Raw genomic sequence first — 23,448 nt, forward strand, 5'->3', positions numbered from 1 at the left:
AGGAAGAGGAACGACGCACATGACTAGGCACACGCTCTCCGTCCTGGTGGAGAACACCCCCGGCATCCTCGCGCGGATCGCCGCCCTGTTCTCCCGCCGCGGCTTCAACATCGACTCGCTCGCCGTCGGTGTCACCGAACACCCCGACATCTCCCGCATCACCATCGTGGTCAATGTCGAGGACCTGCCCCTGGAGCAGGTGACCAAGCAGCTCAACAAGCTGGTCAACGTCCTGAAGATCGTCGAACTCGAGCCCAGCGCCGCGATCCAGCGCGAGCTCGTCCTGGTGAAGGTCCGCGCCGACAACGAGACCCGCTCCCAGATCGTCGAGATCGTCCAGCTGTTCCGCGCCAAGACCGTGGACGTCTCGCCCGAGGCCGTCACGATCGAGGCCACCGGTTCGAGTGACAAGCTCGACGCGATGCTCAAGATGCTGGAGCAGTTCGGCATCAAGGAACTCGTGCAGTCCGGCACGATCGCCATAGGACGTGGTGCCCGGTCCATCACGGACCGCTCCCTGCGCTCCCTCGACCGCAGCGCCTGACCCCGCACGCACCGCCGGGCGGTCGACCACCGGTCCGTCCGGCGGTCCGCCTGGCGAGACCCGACAACCTTCCTTCCGCCGACCGCCGTACGGTGGGAAGCAACACCAGCACTTCAAGGAGATTCCCAGTGGCCGAGCTGTTCTACGACGACGACGCCGACCTGTCCATCATCCAGGGCCGCAAGGTCGCGGTGATCGGATACGGCAGCCAGGGCCACGCCCACGCGCTGTCGCTCCGTGACTCGGGTGTCGACGTCCGCGTCGGTCTGCACGAGGGCTCCAAGTCCAAGGCGAAGGCCGAGGAGCAGGGCCTGCGCGTGGTCACGCCCGCCGAGGCGGCCGCCGAGGCCTCCGTCATCATGATCCTGATCCCGGACCCGATCCAGGCCCAGGTCTACGAGGAGTCCATCAAGGGCAACCTGCAGGACGGCGACGCCCTGTTCTTCGCCCACGGCTTCAACGTCCGCTTCGGCTTCATCAAGCCCCCGGCCAACGTGGACGTCGCCCTGGTCGCCCCCAAGGGCCCGGGCCACCTGGTCCGTCGCCAGTACGAGGAGGGCCGCGGCGTCCCCGCGATCGCCGCCGTCGAGCAGGACTCCACGGGCAACGCCTTCGCCCTGGCGCTCTCCTACGCCAAGGCCATCGGCGGCACCCGCGCCGGCGTCATCAAGACGACCTTCACCGAGGAGACCGAGACCGACCTCTTCGGCGAGCAGGCCGTCCTCTGCGGCGGTGCCTCCGCGCTGGTGAAGGCGGGCTTCGAGACCCTGGTCGAGGCCGGCTACCAGCCGGAGATCGCCTACTTCGAGTGCCTCCACGAGCTGAAGCTCATCGTCGACCTCATGTACGAGGGCGGCCTGGAGAAGATGCGCTGGTCGGTCTCCGAGACCGCCGAGTGGGGCGACTACGTCACCGGCCCCCGCATCATCACCGACGCCACCAAGGCCGAGATGAAGAAGGTCCTCACCGAGATCCAGGACGGCACGTTCGCCAAGAACTGGATGGACGAGTACCACGGCGGCCTGAAGAAGTACGACGAGTACAAGACCCAGGACGAGAAGCACCTCCTGGAGACCACCGGCAAGGAGCTGCGCAAGCTCATGAGCTGGGTGAACGACGAGGAGGCGTAAGCCTTCGGCGAGGGTCCCCCCCACGCCCCCGGGCGTAGGGGGAGGGGCCGGACACACCGTCCGGCCCCTTCCCGCATCGTTGGACAGCCCGTCCAACCACGGACGGGTGATCCTTCCAACGAGGCGCATGATGCGCACCTGCGCACCACTACACTCTCAACAACATTCGCGTTCAGGCCCACAGCGTCGTGCGCTTTCACGCGGCAAGCCCCCTCCACCGCCTGCGGCCGTCGGGACGGCCGTCCGCACTGGATCTGTGAGGACTCACGTGAGCTCGAAACCTGTCGTACTCATCGCTGAAGAGCTGTCGCCCGCCACCGTGGACGCGCTGGGACCGGACTTCGAGATCCGGCACTGCAACGGCGCCGACCGCGACGAGCTGATTCCCGCCATCGCCGACGTGGACGCGATCCTGGTCCGCTCCGCGACCAAGGTCGACGCGGAGGCCATCGCCGCCGCGAACAAGCTCCGCGTCGTCGCCCGTGCCGGCGTCGGCCTGGACAACGTGGACGTCTCCGCCGCCACCAAGGCCGGCGTGATGGTCGTCAACGCCCCGACGTCCAACATCGTCACCGCCGCCGAGCTCGCCTGCGGTCTGCTCGTCGCCACCGCGCGTAACATCCCGCAGGCCAACACCGCCCTGAAGAACGGCGAGTGGAAGCGGTCGAAGTACACGGGTGTCGAGCTGAGCGAGAAGACCCTCGGCGTCGTCGGCCTCGGCCGCATCGGTGTCCTGGTCGCCCAGCGCATGTCCGCGTTCGGCATGAAGATCGTCGCCTACGACCCCTACGTGCAGCCGGCCCGCGCCGCCCAGATGGGGGTGAAGCTGCTGGCCCTGGACGAGCTCCTGGAGGTCGCCGACTTCATCACCGTCCACCTGCCGAAGACCCCCGAGACCCTCGGTCTCATCGGCGACGAGGCGCTGCACAAGGTCAAGCCCACCGTCCGGATCGTCAACGCCGCGCGCGGCGGGATCGTCGACGAGGCCGCGCTGTTCTCCGCCCTCAAGGAGGGCCGGGTCGCCGGCGCGGGTCTCGACGTGTACGCCAAGGAGCCCTGCACGGACTCCCCGCTCTTCGAGCTCGACCAGGTCGTCTGCACCCCGCACCTCGGGGCGTCCACGGACGAGGCCCAGGAGAAGGCCGGTATCGCGGTCGCCCGTTCGGTGCGCCTCGCGCTCGCCGGCGAGCTGGTGCCGGACGCGGTCAACGTCCAGGGCGGTGTCATCGCCGAGGACGTCAAGCCGGGTCTGCCGCTCGCCGAGAAGCTCGGCCGCATCTTCACCGCCCTCGCGGGCGAGGTCGCGGCGCGGCTCGACGTCGAGGTGTACGGCGAGATCACCCAGCACGACGTGAAGGTGCTCGAACTCTCCGCGCTCAAGGGTGTGTTCGAGGACGTGGTCGACGAGACCGTGTCGTACGTCAACGCCCCGCTGTTCGCGCAGGAGCGCGGTGTCGAGGTCCGGCTGACGACCTCCAGCGAGTCCCCGGACCACCGCAACGTGGTCACCGTGCGCGGCACGCTCGCGAGCGGCGAGGAGGTCTCGGTCTCCGGCACCCTGGCCGGCCCCAAGCACCTCCAGAAGATCGTCGCCGTCGGCGAGTACGACGTGGATCTGGCGCTCGCCGACCACATGGTCGTGCTGCGCTACGAGGACCGTCCGGGCGTCGTCGGCACCGTCGGCCGGATTCTCGGCGAGGCCGGTCTGAACATCGCGGGCATGCAGGTCTCCCGCACGGAGGAGGGTGGCGAGGCGCTCGTCGTGCTCACCGTGGACGACACGGTTCCGGCGAACGTCATCGCGGAGATCTCCGAGGAGATCGGCGCGAACTCGGCCCGTTCGGTCAACCTGGTCTGACCGACCGCACACAGTCCCGCCCGCACCCGGCGTCTGGACCGTCGTCTCGGTCCGGACGCCGGGTGCGGGCGTTCGTGCGGGGCTCGTCCGGGCGGGACTCTCTAGAGGCGGGCCGACTTCAGGGACATGTGGAGCAGGAGGCGGTCCTCGCCGTCGGCCAGGTCCAGGCCCGTGAGCTGCTCGACCCTGGACAGCCGGTAGTAGAGGGTCTGACGGTGGATGCCGAGGGCGGCCGCCGTACGGCCCGCCTGGCCGGCGTTGTCCAGGAAGACCTCCGCCGTGCGGGCCAGCTCGGCGTGCGCGGGGGCGAGCAGCGGCGCGACGACGGGGTCGATCTCGGGGTGGTACAGCGCCGCGAGAAGGCGGTAGGGCCCGATCCCGGCCCAGTCGGCGACCGGCCCCAGCTTCGGCTGGGCCGCCGCGGCGCGGGCCGCCGTGCCGGCCTCCCGCCAGGCCGCCGGGAGGTCCGCGAGACCGCGCCGGGGGGTGGCGATACCGGCCGGGGCGTTCGCGCGCAGGCGTTCCGCGGCCGAGCGGGCGGGGGAGAGATCCTCGGGCGTGCGCAGCCGCACGAGAGCCGCGAGGGACCCGCTGTCCGGGAGCGTCGTGATCGCCGCCGCGCCGGGGACCGCCCGGATCGAGGGGGCCTCGCCCTGCCAGGGGGTCACGCAGACCACGGTGTGCAGACCGTCCGCGCCGGGACCCAGCGCCGCCCGCAGCGCCGCCAGGGCCATGTCGCCCTGCCAGCCCCGCCCGGCGGTCAGGACCGCGGCGAACTCGCGTGAGAGGTCGGAGCCCGCGCGCTCCTCGTCGGCGAGGAGGCCGCCGATCCGGGTGGCGACCTCCATGGCCGCCGCGAGCTGGGCGGGTGTGGGATGCGGCTCGGCGTCGAGCAGCCAGACGTACCCGAGGACGACCCCCCGGTGCCGTACGGGAAGGCAGATGCGGTCCCGGAAGACCCCGGCGTCCGGGGCGGCGGGGATGCGGACCGGGCCCGTCGCCCGGGTGATGCCGAAGCCCTCGAACCAGGCGCGGACGGCCGGGGTCGACTTCCGCGTCAGGATCGACCGCGTCCGGACGGGGTCCATCGCGCTGTCGTCGTCGCTGTCGTGGGCGCCGAAGGCGATCAGCCCGAAGTCACGGTTCTCCAGCGTCGCCGGGGCTCCGAGCAACGCCGAGATCTCGTCCACCAGCTCCTGGTAATCGCCCTTCACAGCGCCATTCTCGCACCCTTCAGACATATGTATGAGCTGCCGCGCACGGATGCGTGACAGCTGTCGATGGCAGAGGATCGGAGCGATCCTTAGGTTTCACGGTGGTTCTCCGTGCTGTTTCCGGTTCCTTGCGAAAGACCGGGTACGGCACGCTTCGTCACCCTGCCCTTCTGGAGGTCCCCGTGCTGGGTCCCGTGATCCTCGCCGCGTCCCGCAGCGACAAGATGCGCCGTTTCGTGTCGGCCGCCCCGGGGACCAAGCAGGTCGTCGACCGGTTCATCGCCGGCGAGACCGTCGACCACGTGATCCCGATCGTGCGGGACATCACCGGCCGCGGCCTGGAGGTCACCCTCGACGTCGTCGGCGAGGACATCACCACCGTCGAGCAGTCCCATGCAGCCCGCGACGCCTACCTGGAGCTGATCGGCCGCCTCGAGGAGCTGGGCCTGGGCGCCCGCGCCGAGATGTCCGTCAAGCTGTCGATGTTCGGACAAGCGCTGGAGATCGAGGGGGGCGAGCCCGCAGAGCCCTCGGCTGAGGGTGCCGGGCGCCGGGCGGGCGGCCACGAGCTGGCCCTCGCCAACGTCCGCCCCGTCGTCGAGGCCGCCGCCAGGATCGGCACCACGGTCACGCTGGACGCCGAGGACCACACCACCCTCGACTCGATGTTCGCCATCCACCAGGAGCTGCGGAAGGACTTCCCGCAGACCGGCTGCGTCATCCAGGCGTACCTCTTCCGCACCGAGGAGGACGCCCGCCGCCTCGCGGCCGACGGCTCCCGCGTCCGGATCGTGAAGGGCGCCTACAAGGAGCCCGCGTCCGTCGCCCTCCAGGACAAGGCCGAGATCGACAAGGCCTACGTCCGGATCATGAAGATCCTCATGGAGGGCGACGGCTACCCGATGATCGGCTCGCACGATCCGCGGCTGATCTCCATCGGCCAGGAGCTCGCCCGCCGCGCCGGGCGCAAACTGGACGAGTACGAGTTCCAGATGCTGTACGGCATTCGTGGCGAGGAGCAGAACCGTCTCGCCGCCGAAGGCCACCGCATGCGCGTCTACACCGCCTACGGCACCGACTGGTACGGCTACTTCATGCGCCGCCTCGCGGAGAAGCCGGCCAACCTCCTCTTCTTCGCCCGCTCCATCCTCACCAAGGGCTGAGCCCACCTCTCACAAGGAGTATCGAGACTCATGGACGCTGTCACCCAGGTCCCCACTCCGGTCAACGAGCCGGTGCACAGCTACGCCCCCGGTTCCGCCGAGCGCGGCCGCCTCGAGGCCAAGCTCAAGGAGCTCGCCGAGAACCCGCGCGAGCTGCCGATGACCATCGGCGGCGTCAAGCGCATGGGCGGCGGTGAGCGCTTCGACGTCGTCCAGCCGCACAACCACAAGGCCGTCCTCGGCACCTTCGCCGCGGCCACCCGGCAGGACGCCCAGGACGCCATCGACGCCGCCCTGGCCGCCGCCCCGGCCTGGCGCGCGATGTCCTTCGACGACCGCGCCGCGATCATCCTGCGCGCGGCGGAGCTGCTGGCCGGCCCGTGGCGCGAGACGCTGGCCGCCTCCACCATGCTCGGCCAGTCCAAGACGGCCCAGCAGGCGGAGATCGACACCCCCTGTGAGCTGGTCGACTTCTGGCGCTTCAACGTGGCCTACGCCCGCCAGATCCTCGCCGAGCAGCCGCCGGCGAACTCCCCGGGTGTGTGGAACCGCCTCGACCACCGCCCGCTGGAGGGCTTCGTCTACGCGATCACGCCGTTCAACTTCACGGCCATCGCCGGCAACCTGCCGACCGCCCCGGCCCTCATGGGCAACGTGGTGGTCTGGAAGCCGTCCCCGACGCAGACCCACTCCGCCGTGCTCCTCATGGAGCTCCTGGAGGAGGCCGGCCTGCCCAAGGGCGTCATCAACCTGGTGACGGGCGACGGCATCGCCGTCTCCGAGGTGGCCCTGAACCACCGCGACCTGGCCGGCATCCACTTCACCGGCTCGACCCGGACCTTCCAGCACCTGTGGAAGACGGTCGGCAACAACATCGAGAAGTACCGCTCCTACCCGCGGATCGTCGGCGAGACCGGCGGCAAGGACTTCGTCGTCGCCCACCCGAGCGCCGACCGTGCCGTCCTGAAGACCGCGCTGACCCGCGGCTCCTTCGAGTTCCAGGGCCAGAAGTGCTCCGCGTCCTCGCGTGCCTACGTCCCGGCCTCGATCTGGAACGACGGCTTCAAGGAGGAGTTCGCGGCCGAGGTCGACGGCATCCGGATGGGTGACGTCACCGATCTGACCAACTTCATCGGCGCCGTGATCGACGAGCGCTCCTTCGCCAAGAACAAGGCCGCGATCGACCGCGCGAAGGCCGACCCGACCTGCACCGTCATCGCCGGCGGCACCTACGACGACTCCGAGGGCTACTTCGTCCGCCCGACCGTCATCGAGTGCTCCGACCCGGCGAACGAGGTCTTCACGACCGAGTACTTCGGCCCGATCCTCGCGATCCACGTGTACGAGGACGAGAAGTACGACGAGATGCTGACCCAGATGGAGTCGGTCTCGGACTACGCCCTGACCGGCTCGGTCATCTCGGGCGACCGCGCCGCCGCCGCGTACACGATGGACAAGCTCCGCTTCGCCGCGGGCAACTTCTACATCAACGACAAGTCGACCGGCGCCGTCGTCGGCCAGCAGCCCTTCGGCGGCGGCCGCGCCTCCGGCACGAACGACAAGGCGGGCGCGCCGCAGAACCTGATGCGCTGGACGCTGACCCGCGCGATCAAGGAGACCCTGGTCCCGCCGACCGAGTACGGCTACCCCCACATGGGCTGACGCCCCTCACGGGCCCGACGGCCCGTCCCCGACACCGCCCCCTTCCTTGGTCCCCCAACCGAGGACGGGGGCGGTTCCCATGAGGGGCCCTGCCCGTCACGGTCCCCCCCGCGCCCGCCGCCGCGGCGCGGCACACTGGGGGCGTGACCAACTCCGTGCACCTCGCCCCGACCCACGAACTGGGCCCCGAACGGGCGCGCGCCGTACGGGAGATGATCGTCGCCGCGTTCGACGGGGACTTCTCCGACGAGGACTGGGACCACACCCTGGGAGGTCTCCACGCCTGGGTGGAGGACGACCGGGGTCTCGCCGCGCACGGCAGCGTCGTGATGCGCCGTGCGCTGCACGGCGGCCGCTCGTTCCGGGTGGGGTACGTCGAGGGCGTCGCCGTGCGCGGTGACAGGCGGCGCCAGGGTCTCGGCGGGATGGTGATGGCCGAGCTGGAGCGGGTCATCGACGGCGCGTACGCCTTCGGGGCACTCTCCGCCTCCGAGGAGGGGGTCGGGTTCTACCGGGCCCGCGGCTGGCAGCCGTGGCGGGGCCGGATCGAGGCGGCGGGCCCTGGGGGGATCGTCCCGCTGCCCGGCGAGGAGGACGCCCTCCATCTGCGGGCCGCAAGGGGCCGGGCGCTGCCGGCACCGGACGCCGCCGCGCTCGTCTTCGACTGGCGCGACGGTGACGTGATGTGACCTGAACCGGCGGTCGGGCATGAGAGGACCGGCTCAGCGGCCGCGGGCGGGGAGCCCCCGCTCCGTCTCCCGCCGCCGTGTACGTGGTGGCGGCCGCCGAGCCCTGGCCGCCGTGGACCGCGAGCATCCGCCGGTCGTGGAAGAGGTCCGCGGTCCAGGTCCAGGTCTCGGCCGCCTCGTCCGGCTCGCCGGGCAGTGGTAACAGAGCGCCGACCGCGAAGGCGGGGGCCGCGCTCGGCGGCCCGGAATGCGGTGTCCAGCCCGCTTCCTCCGGCCGGTCGAGCACCGGATAGAGCGTTCTGGCCAGGAACACCGCAATCGGAGGCCGTCTCAGATAGTAGGAAGTCCGAGTAGTTGTGGAGACAAGTGCGCCGCCCTGCCCTAGCTTTGTAGGAGCCGAACGCCTCGCTTCATCAGCGAATGGCGGACGTGAGCGCGACGCCCTGTGCAGGCAACCCCTGCGGCGGCGCTCCCCGCCCCCTCCGGCGCCTTCGATCACCACTGATCTCGGATCATCACTGATCTCAAGGAGTCGATCCCTCATGGCCACTCAGACCGCCCGTCGCGTCCGTCACTCCGCCTCCCGTCCGAGCGACGACGCCCGCAAGAACGCCGCCGCGGCCCTCCAGCGGGCCCTCGACCGCCGTGACAACGGCGGCGAGTCCGGCCACTGACCCCTTCGGCTCCGAGGCGCCCGTCCGGGCGCCGGACCCCCCGTACGTCCGTATGGTGGACAACGCGTGTCAGCCGCTGGGACGAGGAGTAGGGTGCCGACATGTCTCACAGCATCAATCTCGCAGTCATTCCCGGCGACGGCATCGGCCAGGAGGTCGTGGCCGAAGGCCTCAAGGTCCTCGCCGCCGCGCTCCCGCAGGATGTGAAGCTGGAGACGAAGGAGTACGACTTCGGCGCCAAGCGCTACCACGCGACCGGTGAGACCCTCACCGACGCGGACGCCGAGGCCCTGAAGCAGCACGACGCCATCCTCCTCGGCGCGATCGGAGACCCGTCGGTCCCGTCCGGCGTCCTGGAGCGCGGCTTCCTGCTCAAGCTCCGCTTCCTCTTCGACCACCACGTGAACCTGCGTCCCTCGAAGCTGCTCCCCGGCGTGTCGACCCCGCTCAAGGGTCAGCCGGAGATCGACTTCGTCGTGGTCCGCGAGGGCACCGAGGGCCCGTACACCGGCAACGGCGGCTCCATCCGGACCGGTACGCCGCACGAGGTCGCCACCGAGGTCTCCGTGAACACGGCCTTCGGTGTCGAGCGCGTGGTCCGCGACGCCTTCGCCCGCGCCCAGGCCCGCCCGCGCAAGAAGCTGACGCTGGTCCACAAGAACAACGTCCTGGCGTACGCCGGTCACCTCTGGACCAACATCTTCGAGAAGGTGGCCGAGGAGTTCCCCGAGGTCACCACGGACTACCTGCACGTGGACGCGGCGACGATCTTCCTGGTCACGCAGCCCGAGCGGTTCGACGTGATCGTCACCGACAACCTCTTCGGCGACATCATCACCGACCTCGCCGCGGCCGTCTCCGGCGGCATCGGCGTCGCCGCCTCCGGCAACATCAACCCGAGCGGCGAGTTCCCCTCCATGTTCGAGCCCGTCCACGGCTCCGCGCCGGACATCGCGGGCCAGGGCAAGGCGGACCCGACGGCCACCGTCCTCTCCGTCGCGCTGCTCCTGCGCCACCTCGGCCACGAGACCGAGGCCGGCCGCATCGAGGCCGCCGTCGCGGCCGATCTGACCGAGCGCGGAGACTCCGTCCGCACGACGGCCGAGATCGGCGACGCGCTCGCGGTACGCGTAGCGAGCTGACCCGCCGACTGATCACTCACACAGCCGCCGGGTCGCCCTCAGCGCCCGGCGGCTGTCCCCTTTAGCGGTCGCCGGGTGCCCCTCTCACTCCGGACCGCGCGTACACCGTTTCCCGCACCGCTTCCCACGGGCGATAATCGAACGTGGGGCCGCGGCATGCGGGCAAGCTCGGACGTCCTAGCAGAGCACTGGTAGCGGCGTCGGCGCGGTCCGTCACACACAACCGGTGAAGGACACGCACTGATGACGACGCCCACGATCGAGCTCAAGCCCTCCTCCAGCCCGCTGTCCGAAGCGGAGCGGGAGGCGATCCTGGCCAACCCCGGGTTCGGCCGCCACTTCACCGACCACATGGTGACGATCCGCTGGACCGAGGGCCGCGGCTGGCACGACGGCCAGCTCGTGCCGTACGGTCCGCTCTCCCTCGACCCGGCCACCAACGTCCTGCACTACGCGCAGGAGATCTTCGAAGGCCTGAAGGCGTACCGCAGGCCCGACGGCTCCGTCGCCAGCTTCCGCCCCGACGCCAACGCCCGGCGGTTCCAGGCCTCCGCGCGCCGTCTGGCGATGCCGGAGCTGCCCGTCGAGACCTTCATCGAGGCATGCGACCTGCTCGTCCAGCAGGACAAGGCATGGGTCCCGCCGCACGGCGGTGAGGAGTCCCTCTACCTGCGCCCCTTCATGATCGCGACCGAGGTCGGACTCGGTGTGCGGCCGGCCAACGAGTACCTCTTCGTCGTCATCGCCTCGCCCGCCGGACCGTACTTCCCCGGGGGTGTGAAGCCGGTCTCCATCTGGCTCTCCGAGGACCGTGTCCGCGCCGTCCCCGGTGGCGTCGGCGACGCCAAGACCGGCGGCAACTACGCGGCCTCCCTGCTGGCGCAGGCCGAGGCGGCGCAGAAGGGCTGCGACCAGGTCGCCTACCTCGACGCGGTGGAGCACAAGTGGGTCGAGGAGCTCGGCGGCATGAACCTGTACTTCGTGTACGGGAACAGGATCGTCACGCCCACCCTCACCGGCTCCCTGCTCGCCGGCATCACCCGTGACTCCCTCCTCCAGCTCGCGAAGGACCTGGGGTACGAGGCGGAGGAGGGCCGGGTCTCGATCGACCAGTGGCACGCCGACTCCGAGAACGGCAGCCTCACCGAGGTCTTCGCCTGTGGCACGGCCGCGGTGATCACCCCGGTCGGCACGGTGAAGGCGGCCCGGGGCGAGTGGCGGCAGTCGGGCGGACAGCCCGGCGAGGTCACCATGCGCCTGCGCGACGCGCTGCTCGCCATCCAGACCGGCAAGTCCGAGGACGTCCACGGCTGGACGCACCAGCTGGGCTGAGCCGCCGGAACGTGAACGACGGGGGCGCCCCTCGGGGCGCCCCCGTCGTCATGCCCGGACCCGCCGCCGTCCGAAGTGCCGTGTCCGAAGAGCCGGTCGCCAGGGGCACGTCGGAAGGACTGGTCCGGACGACCGGTCAGGAGACGGCGACCGCCTCCGCCTCCGCGTCCGCCCTCGCCTCGGCGTCCGTCCCCGGCGTGAGCACCGCGTAGAGCAGGCCGCCCACCACTCCCGACAGCACGAAGCTGCAGTCGACCCCGCCGGTCAGGGCCAGCAGCGGTCCCTCGTAGAGCGGCGTGGACACCGACGCGAGTCCCACCGCGGCGCCCAGCGCCCAGGAGGCGACGGCCCGCACGTGCCAGCCCGCGGCGAACCAGTACACCCCGCCGCGCGCCCGCCGGTTGTAGACCTGGAGCGCCTCCGGGTCGTACGCCCCGCCGCAGCGCCGGTGCCCGATCAGGGTGATCACGGCCCACGGCGTGCCGACCGCGGTGAGCAGCAGCACGAACGAGGTCATCGCCGTCTGCGCGTCCGAGGCGAAGTGGCCGAGGAAGACGAAGGCCGTCGCCACCGCCGCGACGACCAGCGTCGCCCGCGCCCGGGTCGCGCGCGGAAGGATCGCGTCCAGGTCGAGGCCCATCGAGTACAGCATGAGGCCGGCGTTGCCGACCGAGCCCGCCGTCGCCGCGAGCAGCAGCGGAACCAGGTACCAGACGGGGGAGGCGTCGACGAGCGGTCCCGCGTAGTCCAGGCTCCCGCGCGCCGCCAGGGCCGTGTACGTACCGAAGAGCTGAGGGATCAGCAGGCCGGCGAGGAGGCCGAGACAGGTGGTGCGCCAGACGGTCTTCGAGCTGTACCGGGCGGGGGAGACGTAGCGCGTGTAGTCGCCGAGGAGCGTGATGAACGCGACGGGCCCGCTGAGCCCCGCGGCGACCGCGGACAGGGCCCACGTCGGCCAGAACGAGCCCAGGAGGTACGGCGTGTCCGGCACCGGGGCCGCGGTGAAGTCGCCCGCGTAGGCCACCAGGCCGGCCGCGAGGAGCACGACCATGCCGATCGCGAGCGCCTTGCTGAGCTGGAGCAGCAGCCGGTAGCCGTACACGGCGGCGACGACCGTACAGGCGGCGAGCAGGGCGTAGACGGCGGCGTGGGTGGCGTCGCCGGTCGGCAGGCCGGTCAGGCGGGCGAGCGTACCGACCATCACGTCCCCGCCGATCCACAGCGTCAGGGCCGTGTAGCCGAGCGAGAGCAGCAGCCCCACGACCGAGCCGACCAGCCGTCCGCGTACGCCGAAGAAGGCGCCGCTGGAGGTGGAGAGGTTGGTCGCGGTGCGCAGGGAGACGAGCGCGAGCGGGGCCGTGAAGGCGACTCCGACGAGGGTGCCGGCGACCACGGAGGTCACCGACGCCCACAGGCCGAGGCCGAAGGAGACCGGCAGCCAGCCGAAGACGATGACGCCGAGGCAGAGGTTCGAGCCGAGCAGGATCGACAAGAGGTCGCGGGGGCCGCTGGTGCGTTCCGCTTCGGGGATGGTGTCGACTCCGCGCTGTTCTATCGGCATGGGGGCTCCCTGCGGGGCTAGCGTCCGGACGAGGTTTTAGAGCGACGCTCAATGTGACCCATGCTCGCCGGGTCAGTCAATGCTTGGAAGCAGCGGATTCTCCGTTTAGAGTGTCACTCAAACAGGAGGTGTTTCTGACGTGCGACTGACCCCCACGGAACGCGACCGGCTGCTGCTCTTCGGTGCCGCCGAGCTCGCCCGGGCCCGCCGGGCGCGGGGCCTGCGGCTCAACGTGCCGGAGGCGACCGCCCTCATCGCGGACACCGTCTGCGAGGCCGCTCGCGACGGAAGGCGACTCGCCGAGGCGATCGCGGCCGCCCGGTCCGTCCTCGGCCCGGACGACGTGCTGCCGGGCGTGGCCGATGTCGTCACCGAAGTGCATGTCGAGGCCGTTTTCGACGACGGCTCGCGGCTCGCCGTCGTCTCCGACCCGATCGGCGGCGGCGCGCTCGGCGACGGGGCGCCCGGTGCCCTGCTGCCGGGCCCGAGCCAGGAGCCGGAGCCGCCCGCCCTCACCCTGACCGTCCGCAACACCGCGGCCGTCCCCGTCAGCGTCACCTCGCACTTCCACTTCTTCGAGGCCAACCCGCGGCTCGCCTTCGACCGCGCGGCGGCCTACGGCATGCGGCTCGCGGTCCCCGCCGGATCCTCGTTCCGCTTCGACCCGGGCGGCGAGGCCGAGGTGGGGCTGGTCCCCATCGGCGGCGCCCGCGTGGCCATCGGGTTCGCGGGCCTGGTCGACGGCCCACTGGACGGACCGGGCGCGAAGGAAGAGGCCCTGCGGCGCGCGGCGGCCTGTGGCTACCTGGGAGCGGAGGCGTGATGGATCCCTACGAGTACGCGTCGGTGCACGGCCCCCGTGCGGGCGACCGGGTCGTCCTCGGCGACTCCGGTCTCGTCGTCCGGGTCGAGTCGGACTCCCAGAAGCCCGGTGACGAGTTCCTCGCCGGATTCGGCAAGACCGCCCGCGACGGGCTGCACCTCAAGGCCGCGGCCGTCCGCGAGACCTGCGACGTCGTGGTGAGCAACGTCCTCGTGATCGACGCCGTCCAGGGCATCCGCAAGGTGTCCATCGGCATCCGCGAGGGCCGCATCCACGCCATCGGGCGGGCCGGCAACCCGGACACCCTCGACGGCGTCGACGTGGTCGTCGGCACCGGCACCTCCATCGTCTCCGGCGAGGGGCTCATCGCCACCGCCGGAGCCGTCGACACGCACGTCCACCTCCTGTCGCCGCGGATCATGGAGGCCTCGCTCGCCTCCGGTGTCACCACCGTCATCGGCCAGGAGTTCGGCCCGGTCTGGGGGGTGGGCGTCAATTCGCCGTGGGCCCTCCGGCACGCCTTCGGCGCCTTCGACGCCTGGCCCGTCAACATCGGCTTCCTCGCCCGCGGCTCGTCCTCCGACGCGGCCCCGCTGGTCGAGGCGCTCGCCGAGGGCGGCGCGTCCGGGTTCAAGGTCCACGAGGACATGGGCGCCCACACCCGCGCCCTGGACACCGCCCTGCGCGTCGCCGAGGAGCACGACGTCCAGGTCGCCCTGCACAGCGACGGCCTCAACGAATGCCTCTCGGTCGAGGACACGCTGCGGGTCCTGGACGGCCGCACGATCCACGCCTTCCACATCGAGGGCTGCGGCGGCGGCCACGTGCCGAACGTGCTCAAGATGGCGGGAGTGCCGAACGTCATCGGCTCCTCCACCAATCCCACCCTGCCGTTCGGCCGCGACGCGGTCGCCGAGCACTACGGGATGATCGTCTCCGTCCACGACCTGAAGACCGACCTGCCGGGCGACGCCGCCATGGCGCGCGACCGCATCCGGGCCGGGACGATGGGGGCGGAGGACGTCCTGCACGACCTCGGCGCGATCGGTATCACCTCCTCCGACGCGCAGGGGATGGGAAGGGCCGGCGAGACCGTACGCCGGACCTTCGCCATGGCCGGCAAGATGAAGGCCGAGCTGGGCCCGCTGGCGGGCGACGGCGCGCACGACGACAACGCGCGCGTGCTGCGCTACATGGCCAAGCTGACCATCAACCCGGCGATCGCCCACGGCCTCGCGCACGAGATCGGCTCCCTCGAGGTCGGCAAGATGGCCGACATCGTGCTGTGGCGGCCGGAGTACTTCGGTGCCAAGCCCCAGATGGTGCTGAAGTCCGGCTTCCCCGCCTGGGGGGTCGTGGGCGACCCGAACGCCGCCACGGACACGTGCGAACCGCTCGTCCTCGGACCGCTGTTCGGGGCCCATGGAGCGGCCCCCGCGGACATCTCGGTCGCCTTCGTCGCCCAGGCGGCCGTCGACCTCGGCACCGACCGGATGCCGACCCGGCGCAGGCGCGTGGCGGTCCGCGGTACGCGCGGCATCGGGCCGGGCGACCTGCTCCTCAACTCCCGGATCGGAGACGTCGCGGTCGACGGCCGGACGGGTCTGGTGTCGCTGGACGGCGACCCGATCCGCTCCGAACCGGCCGAGTCCATCTCCCTCAACCGTCTCTACTTCCTCTGAGGACTTCTCTCATGACCTTCCGTATGCCGCCCGAGTGGGCCCCGCACGAGCGCACGTGGATGGCCTGGCCCGGCCCCAACCCCACCTTCACCGACGAGGAGGAGCTGGCGGAGGCGCGCGCGGCCTGGGCCTCGGTGGCCCGTGCCGTACGCCGCTTCGAACCGGTGACGATGGTGGTCGGCCACGGCCAGCTCGACTCCGCGCGGGCCCTGCTCGGCGACGCGGTGGAGCTGGTCGAGCGGGATCTCGACGACGCCTGGATGCGGGACATCGGTCCCACCTTCGTCACGGACGGCTCCGCGCTCGCGGCCGTGGACTGGGTCTTCAACGGCTGGGGCGGCCAGGACTGGGCCCGCTGGGAGCACGATTCCAAGATCGCCCGCCATGTCGCCGATCTGGCAGCCGTCCCGGTGCTGTCGTCCCCGCTGGTGAACGAGGGAGGCGCGATCCATGTCGACGGCGAGGGAACGGTCCTGCTGACCGACACCGTGCAGCTCGGCGCGGGCCGCAACCCCGGTTGGACCCGCGAGCAGGTCGAGGCCGAGATCCACGCCAGGCTCGGCACGACCAAGGCGATCTGGCTCCCGCACGGCCTGACCGGCGACTACGGTCTCTACGGCACCCAGGGCCACGTCGACATCGTCGCCGCCTTCGCGAAGCCGGGCGTCGTGGTCGTCCACAGCCAGCAGGACCCGGCCCACCCCGACCACGAGCGCTCCCGGATGTACGTCGACCTCCTCAGCCGCCAGACGGACGCGAAGGGCCGACGGCTGGAGGTCGTGGAGATCCCCGCCCCGACCGTCCTGAAGGACGAGGAAGGCGACTGGGTCGACTACTCGTACATCAACCACTACCTGTGCAACGGCGGCGTGGTGCTGTGCGGCTTCGACGACCCGAACGACGAGATCGCGGCGGGCATCTTCCGCCGGCTCTTCCCCGAGCGGATCGTGACGCTGGTCGACGCGCGCGCGATCTTCGCGGGCGGGGGCGGCATTCACTGCATCACGCAGCAGCAGCCGAAGGTCTGAGAGGGCGTGGTACGGGCCGCGGGCAGGCTGACGGCCCGCGGCCGGGGCGCGATCGACACGAAGGCCGATCGGGGCACGCGGGCGCCGACCGTGACCGTCGGCCGCCGCCCCGGGTGCCGGGACGCCCGCATTCCGTGACCTCCGGTGCCGGGGCGCCCGGTTTCCGTGACCTCCGGTGCCGGGGCGCCCGGTGCCGGGACCCCGGGGCCGGGACACCGATGCCGAGCCGATCGGGTAGAACGTACGAGTGAGCAGCATCAGCCCGAAACCCCCCGCCTCCCCCCGCCGCCGCAACCAGGCGGCCCCGCCCCGCGAGCAACTCCTCGCCGCCGCCATGGACACCATCGCGGAGCGCGGGCTCGACGGGCTCACCATGGCCGGGCTCGGGCGCGAGGTCGGGATGAGCAGCGGGCACCTGCTGTACTACTTCCGCACCAAGGACGAACTGCTCCTGCAGACCCTGGAGTGGAGCGAGGGGCGGCTCGGCGCCGAGCGCAGCGCCCTGCTCTCGCGGCCCGGCACCGCACGCGAGCGGCTCGACGGGTACATCGACGTGTACGTCCCCGACGGCCCGCGCGATCCGCACTGGACCCTCTGGCTGGAGGTCTGGAACCGGTCCCAGAACGCCGACGAGGACGCCCGCGCCCGGCAGGCGGCCATCGAGGGCGCCTGGCACCGGGACCTGGTCGCGCTGCTCGCCGAGGGGATCTCGCGGGGGGAGTTCCAGGCGGTGGACCCCGACCGGTTCGCGGCCCGCATGCGGGCGCTGCTCGACGGCTTCAGCGTTCACGTCGCCGTCGGGATCCCCGGCACGGGGCGCCGGCAGGTCCTCGCCCACGTGCGGGAGTTCGTCGAGGAGACCTTGCTCGCGCGCCCGTGAGGAGCCACCCGCGCCACGCCTGACGCCCGGCCGCTGTTCGCGCGCCCGTGACGAGGGACCCGCCCGCCCGCTCCCCGCCCGCCGCGCGACGAGCGGACCGCTCGCCGCCCGTGACGCGCCGCGTGCTCGGCTCGTTCCGTATCGTGAGATCCCTGTCCCGCGTGCGGTGTGCCTGTGGCAGACTGCGAGCGTGCCTGCTACCACCCTGATTATCGGCAGCAGCGCGCCGGTCCGCAGTGACCGCTGAACCGTGGCTCGAATCCCGCGGCAGTGGACACCGTGCCCCAGACCCGCGCGCAGACCTCTCGCACCCGCGAGGGGTTTTTTCGTTTTCCGGCCCCACCACCGCCGGACAGCGACAGCGCGCGAAAATGGGGGCAAGTGGATCCAGACCTTCCGGAGCCACATCCGACAGGAGCCATCACAGTCATGACCACGGAGACCGACGCGAGCCCGCGTCCCGACGACAGCTTCCACGTCTTCGACACGACGCTGCGCGACGGGGCGCAGCGCGAGGGCATCAACCTCACCGTCGCGGACAAGCTGACCATCGCGCGGCACCTCGACGAGTTCGGCGTGGGCTTCATCGAGGGCGGCTGGCCGGGTGCCAACCCGCGGGACACCGAGTTCTTCGCCCGCGCCCAGCAGGAGATCGAGTTCCGGAACGCTCAGCTCGTCGCCTTCGGCGCGACCCGCAGGGCGGGCGGCAGGGCCGCCGAGGACCCCCAGGTCAAGGCGCTCCTCGACTCCGGCGCTCCGGTGATCACGCTGGTCGCCAAGTCGCACGACCGGCACGTCGAACTCGCCCTGCGCACCACCCTGGACGAGAACCTGGAGATGGTCCGCGACACCGTCGCCCACCTCGTCTCCCAGGGCCGCCGCGTCTTCGTCGACTGCGAGCACTTCTTCGACGGCTACAAGGCCAACCCGGCCTACGCCAAGGCCGTCGTCCGCACCGCCTCCGAGGCCGGCGCCGACGTCGTGATCCTCTGCGACACCAACGGCGGCATGCTCCCCGCCCAGGTCCAGGCCGTCGTCGCCACCGTGATCGCCGACACCGGCGCCCGTCTCGGCATCCACGCCCAGGACGACACCGGCTGCGCCGTCGCCAACACCCTCGCCGCCGTGGACGCGGGCGCCACGCACGTCCAGTGCACCGCCAACGGCTACGGCGAGCGGGTCGGCAACGCCAACCTCTTCCCGGTCGTCGCCGCGCTGGAGCTGAAGTACGACAAGCGGGTGCTGCCCGAGGGCGCGCTGGCCGAGATGACCCGCATCTCGCACGCCATCGCCGAGGTCGTCAACCTCACCCCCTCCACCCACCAGCCGTACGTGGGCGTGTCCGCCTTCGCGCACAAGGCCGGCCTGCACGCCTCCGCCATCAAGGTGGACCCCGACCTCTACCAGCACATCGACCCCGAGCTGGTCGGCAACACCATGCGGATGCTCGTCTCCGACATGGCCGGCCGCGCCTCCATCGAGCTCAAGGGCAAGGAGCTGGGCGTCGACCTCGGCGGAGACCGCGAGCTGGTGGGCCGGGTGGTCGAGCGGGTCAAGGAGCGCGAACTCAAGGGCTACACCTACGAAGCCGCCGACGCCTCCTTCGAACTGCTGCTCCGCGAGGAGGCGGAGGGCCGCCAGCGGCGCTACTTCCGTACCGAGTCCTGGCGCGCGATCGTCGAGGACCGGCCCGACGGCATCCACGCCAACGAGGCGACCGTGAAGCTGTGGGCCAAGGGCGAGCGGATCGTCGCCACCGCGGAGGGCAACGGACCCGTCAACGCCCTGGACCGGGCGATGCGGGTGGGTCTGGAGCGCATCTATCCCCAGCTGGCCAAGTTCGAGCTGGTCGACTACAAGGTCCGCATCCTGGAAGGCCGCCACGGCACGGAGTCCACGACCCGCGTCCTGGTCACCACGAGCGACGGCAACGGCGAGTGGTCGACGGTGGGCGTCGGCGAGAACGTCATCGCCGCCTCCTGGCAGGCACTGGAGGACGCGTTCACCTACGGGCTGCTGCGACTGGGCATCGACCCCGCCGAGTAGCGGCCGCGGAGGAGCGGCGACGGCCCGAGCGCGTCGTAACGCCTGATATGTCCCGCTACGCCCCAGCATGGGCGGCATGGGTAGGACGTACATCAGCACGTGCACGAGGAGGGCGGGGGCCGCGGCGGCCGCCGCCCTCCTGACCGGCAGCCTCACGGCAGCCGCGGCCCCCGCCGCCACCGCCACCGTCCCCGTCCGTGCGGCCCCGGCCGCCGAGGACGCGCCCCGGATCACCGTCGCCCCGGTCACCACCGTGACCGAGGGCGCCACGGCCCAGGTGCGCCTCACCCTCGAAGCGGCCCGCGCCCTCGCCGAGCCCGTCTCGGTCACCTACGTGACCGGAAGCGGAACCGCCCGGCCGGGGAGCGACTACCCGGCCGCCGGCGGCCGCGTCAGCTTCCCGGCGGGCGCAGCCCCCGGCCTCACCCGCACCGTCCGCATCCCCACCCACGGCGACAGCGAGGCCGAGACGGCCGAGACCATCCCGGTGCGGCTCACCGTCGAGGGCGCCGGGGGCCCGGCCACGACCCCCCTGGTGGTCGTCGACGCCCACGGTCTGGGCTACCTCGACACGACCCGGTCCGTCCGCGAACGCGCCGCCGACCTCCTCGGGCGGATGACGCTCACGGAGAAGGCCGGCCAGATGACCCAGGCCGGCTACAACACCCTCGGCGCCGCCGAGGACATCACCACGTACGGGCTCGGCTCGGTCACCTACGAGGGCGAGGAGAACCCGACGCCCCGCACCCCCGCGGAGTGGCGGCGCACGACCGACGCGCACCAGGCCCGTGCCCGCGCCACCCGGCTCCAGATCCCGCTGCTGCTGGCCTCCGACGCCGTGCACGGCCACGCCTTCGCCAAGGGCACGACCGTCTTCCCGCACAACATCGGCCTCGGCGCCGGCCGCGATCCCGGCCTCGCCGAACGCGTCGCCGCCCTCACCGCCCGCGAGACCCGCGCCACCGGCGTCTCGTGGAGCTTCGCGCCCTGTGTCTGCGTCGCCCGCGACGAGCGCTGGGGACGCACCTACGAGTCGTTCGGCGAGGACCCCGAACTGGTCGGCTCCATGGCCGTCGTCGTCCGCGGCCTCCAGGGCGCCGCCGACGGCTCGGACCTCGACCGCAACGACCGGGTGCTGGCCACCGCCAAGCACTTCATCGGCGACGGCGGCACGGTCTACGGCACCGCCGCGCCCCCCTACGTGATCGACCAGGGGATCACCAGGATCGGCCGTGCGGAGCTGGACGACATCCACCTCCGCCCGTTCCGGAAGGCGCTCGGGCACGGCGCCGGCGCGGTCATGCCCTCGTTCTCCTCCCTCGAACTCGACGGGGACGGCGACGGCGCCGTCAAGATGCACGCCCATCCCGAGATGCTGGGCGGCGTGCTCAAGGGCGACCTCGGCTTCCGCGGAATCGTCGTCAGCGACTGGGAGGCCGTGGACCAGATGCCCGGGGACGCGGTCACCAACGTGCGGGACGCCGTCAACGCCGGCATCGACATGAGCATGGCCCCCCTCACGTACAAGGAGACCGCCCGGATCATCGCCGAGGAGGCGGCCGCCGGCCGGATCGCCGGCGCGCGGATCGACGACGCGGTCCGCCGCATCCTGGAGCAGAAGTTCCGCCTCGGACTCTTCGAGCGCCCGTACGCCGATCCCGAGCACGTCGCCGGCATCGGCTCCGCCGCCCACCGCGCCGTCGCCCGCGAGGCCGTCGCCAAGTCCCAGGTGCTGCTGAAGAACACACCGGGGGTGCTGCCGCTGGATCCCCGCCGGCGCGTGTACGTCGCCGGCTCCAACGCCCACGACCTCGGCAACCAGGCCGGCGGCTGGACGGTGACCTGGCAGGGCTCCTCGGGCAGGCTCGTCCCCGGCACCACGATCCTGGAGGGCATCCGGGCCGCCGCCCCCGGCGCCCGCGTCACCCACTCGCCGGACGCCTCCGCCCCCCTCGACGGACACGACGTGGGCGTGGTCGTCGTCGGCGAGACGCCGTACGCCGAGGGGCTCGGCGACGTCGGCGTGGACGGTCACGACCTGGAGCTGTCGCAGGCCGACGGCAAGGCCGTGGACACCGTCTGCTCGGCGATGACCTGTGTGGTCCTGATCGTCTCCGGGCGCCCGCAGCTGGTGGGCGACCGGCTCGCGGAGATGGACGCGCTGGTGGCCTCCTGGCTGCCCGGCACCGAGGGCGCCGGAGTCGCCGACGTGCTCTACGGCAAGCGGCCCTTCACCGGCCGGCTCCCGCTGAGCTGGCCGCGGAGCCTCGCTCAGGTGCCGATCAACGTCGGCGACGCGGTCTACGATCCGCAGTTCCCGTACGGCTGGGGCCTGACCACCGGGGGCGGGGCGCAGGGCGCGGCAGGGACGCCGACGGACGGCACCCCGCGGCAGGCCGGTGGCGTGGCGGGGTCCGAGGACGAACTGTCCCTGCTCCGGAGGTCCGTCCAGGACGCGGTTCCGGCCGGCCGGACGGGCGGGATGACCCCCGCCGTGGCGAAGCCGTTCGCCGAGGCCGAGCAGCGGCTCGCCGGGGGCGACCGGGCGGGCGCCCTCCGGCTCCTGCGGGCAGCGCGGAAGGCCGCGGACAGATAGTTCGTCCTCTATGGCCTGGTATTCATACTTTCGGGTAGTTTCAAAGCATGAGGACTCGGCCGCTCCACCTCCTGTCGGCCCTCGCGGGGCTGGCACTCCTGCTGCTCCTCGCCCTGGCCCCGTCCGCGGGTGCCAGGGCGACGGGGATTCCCGACGCGGCCGCGGCCCTGAAGCAGGGCCCGGTCTACGTCGACCCGGGCGCCGCCGCCCAGCTCTCGAAGGCCGACGCGGCGGCCCTCGCCCAGAAGATCGAGGACGCGGACAAGCCGCTCTTCGTGGCCGTACTGCCGGCGAACGCCCAGTTCCCGCCGGACGACCTGCTGCGCAACCTGCGGACCGAGACCGGCGTGACCGGGCTCTACGCCGTCCGTCTCGGGGACGGCTTCGACGCCGGCGCCGATGCCTCCGTGATGTCCCGCAACGCCGTGGACAACCTCGTGACGGCCGTTCGCCAGCCTGGCGTCGACGCGGCCACGGAGCTGAACAACTTCGTCGACCAGGCACTGCCGACCATGCGCGGCTCCGCCCCGTCCTCCTGGGGTTCGGTGGGCACGGGCGACGCCGGTGTCCCCGTCGGGGGCCTGATCACCCTCGGCGCTGTCGCCGTGGCCGGAGGCGCCGGCGCGTACGCGGTCGTCCGCCGCAACCGCCTCCGCAAGGAGGCCGCCGAGCGGGAGGCCCTCGAACGGCTCCGGGTCGTCGTCGACGAGGACATCACCGCCTTCGGCGAGGAGCTCGAACGCCTCGACTTCCATCCGGCCGAGCCGGGCTCCGACGACGCCAAGCGCGGCGACTACGAACGCGCCCTCGACTCCTACGACCAGGCCAAGTCCCTGATGGGCTCCGCGACGCACCCGCACGACGTCCGGGCGGTGACCCGGGCCCTGGAGGACGGCCGCTTCTCGCTCGCCGTCCTGGCCGCCCGCAGGGAGTCCCGGCCGCTGCCGGAGCGCCGGCCGCCCTGCTTCTTCGACCCCCGCCACGGCCCGTCCACCACGGACCGGAGCTGGGTCCCGGCCGGGGGCGCGGTGCGCCAGGTCCCGGTCTGCGCGGCCGACGCCGCCCGCCTCGACGACGGACGGGACCCCGAGGCCCGTACGGTCGAGACCGACGGCGGCCGCCGACCGTACTGGGAGGCGGGGCCGGCCTACGGCCCCTGGGCGGGCGGCTATTTCGGCGGCGGCATGCTCCCCGGCCTTCTGATGGGCACCATGCTCGGGTCGATGCTCGCCACCCCCGCCTACGCGGGCGAGTACGGCGGCTCCGAGTTCGAGGGCGGCGACTTCTCCGGCGCGGACTTCGGCTCCGGGGACTTCGGCGGCAGCGGATTCGGTGGCGGCGACTTCGGCGGCGGCGGTGGGTTCGACGGCGGAGGCGGCTTCTAGGGCGTGCTTAGCCTGGGCGAGTCCGGCGGGCGCGCCGGA

18 protein-coding genes are annotated in these 23,448 nt (G+C 71.9%); 16 read left to right on the top strand and 2 right to left on the bottom strand.

Features of this window, described 5'->3' with window-relative positions; translation table 11 throughout:
- The first annotated feature begins 19 nt into the window (after nt 1–19).
- The 3 genes from ilvN to serA all read left to right on the top strand — a co-directional run bounded on the left by ilvN (nt 20) and on the right by serA (nt 3,532).
- Nucleotides 20–544, top strand: a complete 525-nt coding sequence (gene ilvN, locus AB0K65_RS20105; RefSeq protein ID WP_158990801.1) for an acetolactate synthase small subunit — start codon at nt 20–22, stop codon at nt 542–544.
- A gap of 128 nt (nt 545–672) precedes the next feature.
- Complete coding sequence (gene ilvC / locus AB0K65_RS20110) at nt 673–1,674, top strand: ketol-acid reductoisomerase (RefSeq protein ID WP_365718333.1); 1,002 nt, start codon at nt 673–675, stop codon at nt 1,672–1,674.
- A 268-nt stretch (nt 1,675–1,942) separates the two neighbouring features.
- The gene (gene serA, locus AB0K65_RS20115) at nt 1,943–3,532 is read left to right on the top strand and encodes a phosphoglycerate dehydrogenase (RefSeq protein WP_365718335.1); all 1,590 of its coding nucleotides are present in this window, start codon (nt 1,943–1,945) and stop codon (nt 3,530–3,532) included.
- Nucleotides 3,533–3,633: 101 nt separating this feature from the next.
- On the opposite strand, the gene AB0K65_RS20120 is transcribed toward serA, so the two are convergent.
- On the bottom strand, nt 3,634–4,746 hold the full coding sequence (locus tag AB0K65_RS20120; RefSeq protein WP_365718337.1) for a helix-turn-helix domain-containing protein: 1,113 nt from the start codon (nt 4,744–4,746) through the stop codon (nt 3,634–3,636).
- Nucleotides 4,747–4,928: 182 nt separating this feature from the next.
- Here AB0K65_RS20120 and AB0K65_RS20125 point away from each other — a divergent pair, with 182 nt between their 5' ends.
- From AB0K65_RS20125 to AB0K65_RS20150, 6 genes are all read left to right on the top strand, one after another.
- On the top strand, nt 4,929–5,909 hold the full coding sequence (locus tag AB0K65_RS20125) for a proline dehydrogenase family protein (RefSeq protein WP_365718339.1): 981 nt from the start codon (nt 4,929–4,931) through the stop codon (nt 5,907–5,909).
- A gap of 30 nt (nt 5,910–5,939) precedes the next feature.
- Complete coding sequence (pruA, locus tag AB0K65_RS20130; protein ID WP_365718341.1) at nt 5,940–7,571, top strand: L-glutamate gamma-semialdehyde dehydrogenase; 1,632 nt, start codon at nt 5,940–5,942, stop codon at nt 7,569–7,571.
- A gap of 143 nt (nt 7,572–7,714) precedes the next feature.
- Nucleotides 7,715–8,260: a GNAT family N-acetyltransferase gene (locus AB0K65_RS20135; RefSeq protein ID WP_365718343.1), complete on the top strand. Its 546-nt coding sequence runs from the start codon at nt 7,715–7,717 to the stop codon at nt 8,258–8,260.
- A gap of 542 nt (nt 8,261–8,802) precedes the next feature.
- Nucleotides 8,803–8,934 carry a hypothetical protein gene (locus AB0K65_RS20140; RefSeq protein WP_365718345.1) on the top strand — a complete coding sequence of 44 codons (132 nt, stop codon included), beginning with the start codon at nt 8,803–8,805 and terminating at the stop codon, nt 8,932–8,934.
- 101 nt (nt 8,935–9,035) lie between these two features.
- Nucleotides 9,036–10,076, top strand: coding sequence for a 3-isopropylmalate dehydrogenase (locus AB0K65_RS20145; RefSeq protein ID WP_365718347.1), 1,041 nt, complete (start codon nt 9,036–9,038; stop codon nt 10,074–10,076).
- Nucleotides 10,077–10,319: 243 nt separating this feature from the next.
- Nucleotides 10,320–11,408 (top strand): branched-chain amino acid aminotransferase, encoded by a 1,089-nt coding sequence (locus AB0K65_RS20150; protein ID WP_365718349.1) that lies wholly within the window; start codon nt 10,320–10,322, stop codon nt 11,406–11,408.
- A 136-nt stretch (nt 11,409–11,544) separates the two neighbouring features.
- Here AB0K65_RS20150 and AB0K65_RS20155 read toward each other — a convergent pair whose 3' ends face one another.
- Nucleotides 11,545–12,969, bottom strand: a complete 1,425-nt coding sequence (locus AB0K65_RS20155) for a cytosine permease (RefSeq protein ID WP_365718351.1) — start codon at nt 12,967–12,969, stop codon at nt 11,545–11,547.
- 139 nt (nt 12,970–13,108) lie between these two features.
- On the opposite strand from AB0K65_RS20155, the gene ureA reads away from it, so the two are divergent.
- The 7 genes from ureA to AB0K65_RS20190 all read left to right on the top strand — a co-directional run bounded on the left by ureA (nt 13,109) and on the right by AB0K65_RS20190 (nt 23,409).
- The gene (gene ureA / locus AB0K65_RS20160) at nt 13,109–13,792 is read left to right on the top strand and encodes an urease subunit gamma (RefSeq protein ID WP_365718353.1); all 684 of its coding nucleotides are present in this window, start codon (nt 13,109–13,111) and stop codon (nt 13,790–13,792) included.
- Nucleotides 13,792–15,474: an urease subunit alpha gene (locus tag AB0K65_RS20165; protein ID WP_365718355.1), complete on the top strand. Its 1,683-nt coding sequence runs from the start codon at nt 13,792–13,794 to the stop codon at nt 15,472–15,474. Before ureA ends, AB0K65_RS20165 begins: the two co-directional genes overlap by 1 nt.
- Before the next feature lie 11 nt (nt 15,475–15,485).
- Entirely contained in the window at nt 15,486–16,502 is a 1,017-nt protein-coding gene (locus tag AB0K65_RS20170; protein WP_365718357.1) for an agmatine deiminase family protein, read from the top strand.
- 256 nt (nt 16,503–16,758) lie between these two features.
- Nucleotides 16,759–17,382: a TetR/AcrR family transcriptional regulator gene (locus tag AB0K65_RS20175; protein ID WP_365718452.1), complete on the top strand. Its 624-nt coding sequence runs from the start codon at nt 16,759–16,761 to the stop codon at nt 17,380–17,382.
- 429 nt (nt 17,383–17,811) lie between these two features.
- The gene (gene cimA, locus AB0K65_RS20180) at nt 17,812–19,428 is read left to right on the top strand and encodes a citramalate synthase (RefSeq protein ID WP_365718359.1); all 1,617 of its coding nucleotides are present in this window, start codon (nt 17,812–17,814) and stop codon (nt 19,426–19,428) included.
- A 76-nt stretch (nt 19,429–19,504) separates the two neighbouring features.
- On the top strand, nt 19,505–22,024 hold the full coding sequence (locus tag AB0K65_RS20185) for a glycoside hydrolase family 3 N-terminal domain-containing protein (protein ID WP_365718361.1): 2,520 nt from the start codon (nt 19,505–19,507) through the stop codon (nt 22,022–22,024).
- Between the two features lie 47 nt (nt 22,025–22,071).
- Complete coding sequence (locus AB0K65_RS20190; RefSeq protein WP_365718363.1) at nt 22,072–23,409, top strand: hypothetical protein; 1,338 nt, start codon at nt 22,072–22,074, stop codon at nt 23,407–23,409.
- Nucleotides 23,410–23,448 lie beyond the last annotated feature (39 nt).

This window comes from Streptomyces sp. NPDC053755 (assembly GCF_040677675.1).
In the GTDB taxonomy this organism is placed as follows: Bacteria; Actinomycetota; Actinomycetes; order Streptomycetales; family Streptomycetaceae; genus Streptomyces.

Excerpts from the sequence above, each read along its gene's own strand:
- ilvN (WP_158990801.1), top strand. The coding sequence starts at position 20 with ATGACTAGGCACACGCTCTCCGTCCTGGTGGAGAACACCCCCGGCATC.
- AB0K65_RS20150 (WP_365718349.1), top strand. The coding sequence starts at position 10,320 with ATGACGACGCCCACGATCGAGCTCAAGCCCTCCTCCAGCCCGCTGTCC.
- pruA (WP_365718341.1), top strand. The coding sequence starts at position 5,940 with ATGGACGCTGTCACCCAGGTCCCCACTCCGGTCAACGAGCCGGTGCAC.
- AB0K65_RS20170 (WP_365718357.1), top strand. The coding sequence starts at position 15,486 with ATGACCTTCCGTATGCCGCCCGAGTGGGCCCCGCACGAGCGCACGTGG.
- AB0K65_RS20140 (WP_365718345.1), top strand. The coding sequence starts at position 8,803 with ATGGCCACTCAGACCGCCCGTCGCGTCCGTCACTCCGCCTCCCGTCCG.
- AB0K65_RS20190 (WP_365718363.1), top strand. The coding sequence starts at position 22,072 with ATGAGGACTCGGCCGCTCCACCTCCTGTCGGCCCTCGCGGGGCTGGCA.
- AB0K65_RS20165 (WP_365718355.1), top strand. The coding sequence starts at position 13,792 with ATGGATCCCTACGAGTACGCGTCGGTGCACGGCCCCCGTGCGGGCGAC.
- AB0K65_RS20185 (WP_365718361.1), top strand. The coding sequence starts at position 19,505 with ATGGGTAGGACGTACATCAGCACGTGCACGAGGAGGGCGGGGGCCGCG.
- AB0K65_RS20145 (WP_365718347.1), top strand. The coding sequence starts at position 9,036 with ATGTCTCACAGCATCAATCTCGCAGTCATTCCCGGCGACGGCATCGGC.
- cimA (WP_365718359.1), top strand. The coding sequence starts at position 17,812 with ATGACCACGGAGACCGACGCGAGCCCGCGTCCCGACGACAGCTTCCAC.
- AB0K65_RS20155 (WP_365718351.1), bottom strand. The coding sequence starts at position 12,969 with ATGCCGATAGAACAGCGCGGAGTCGACACCATCCCCGAAGCGGAACGC.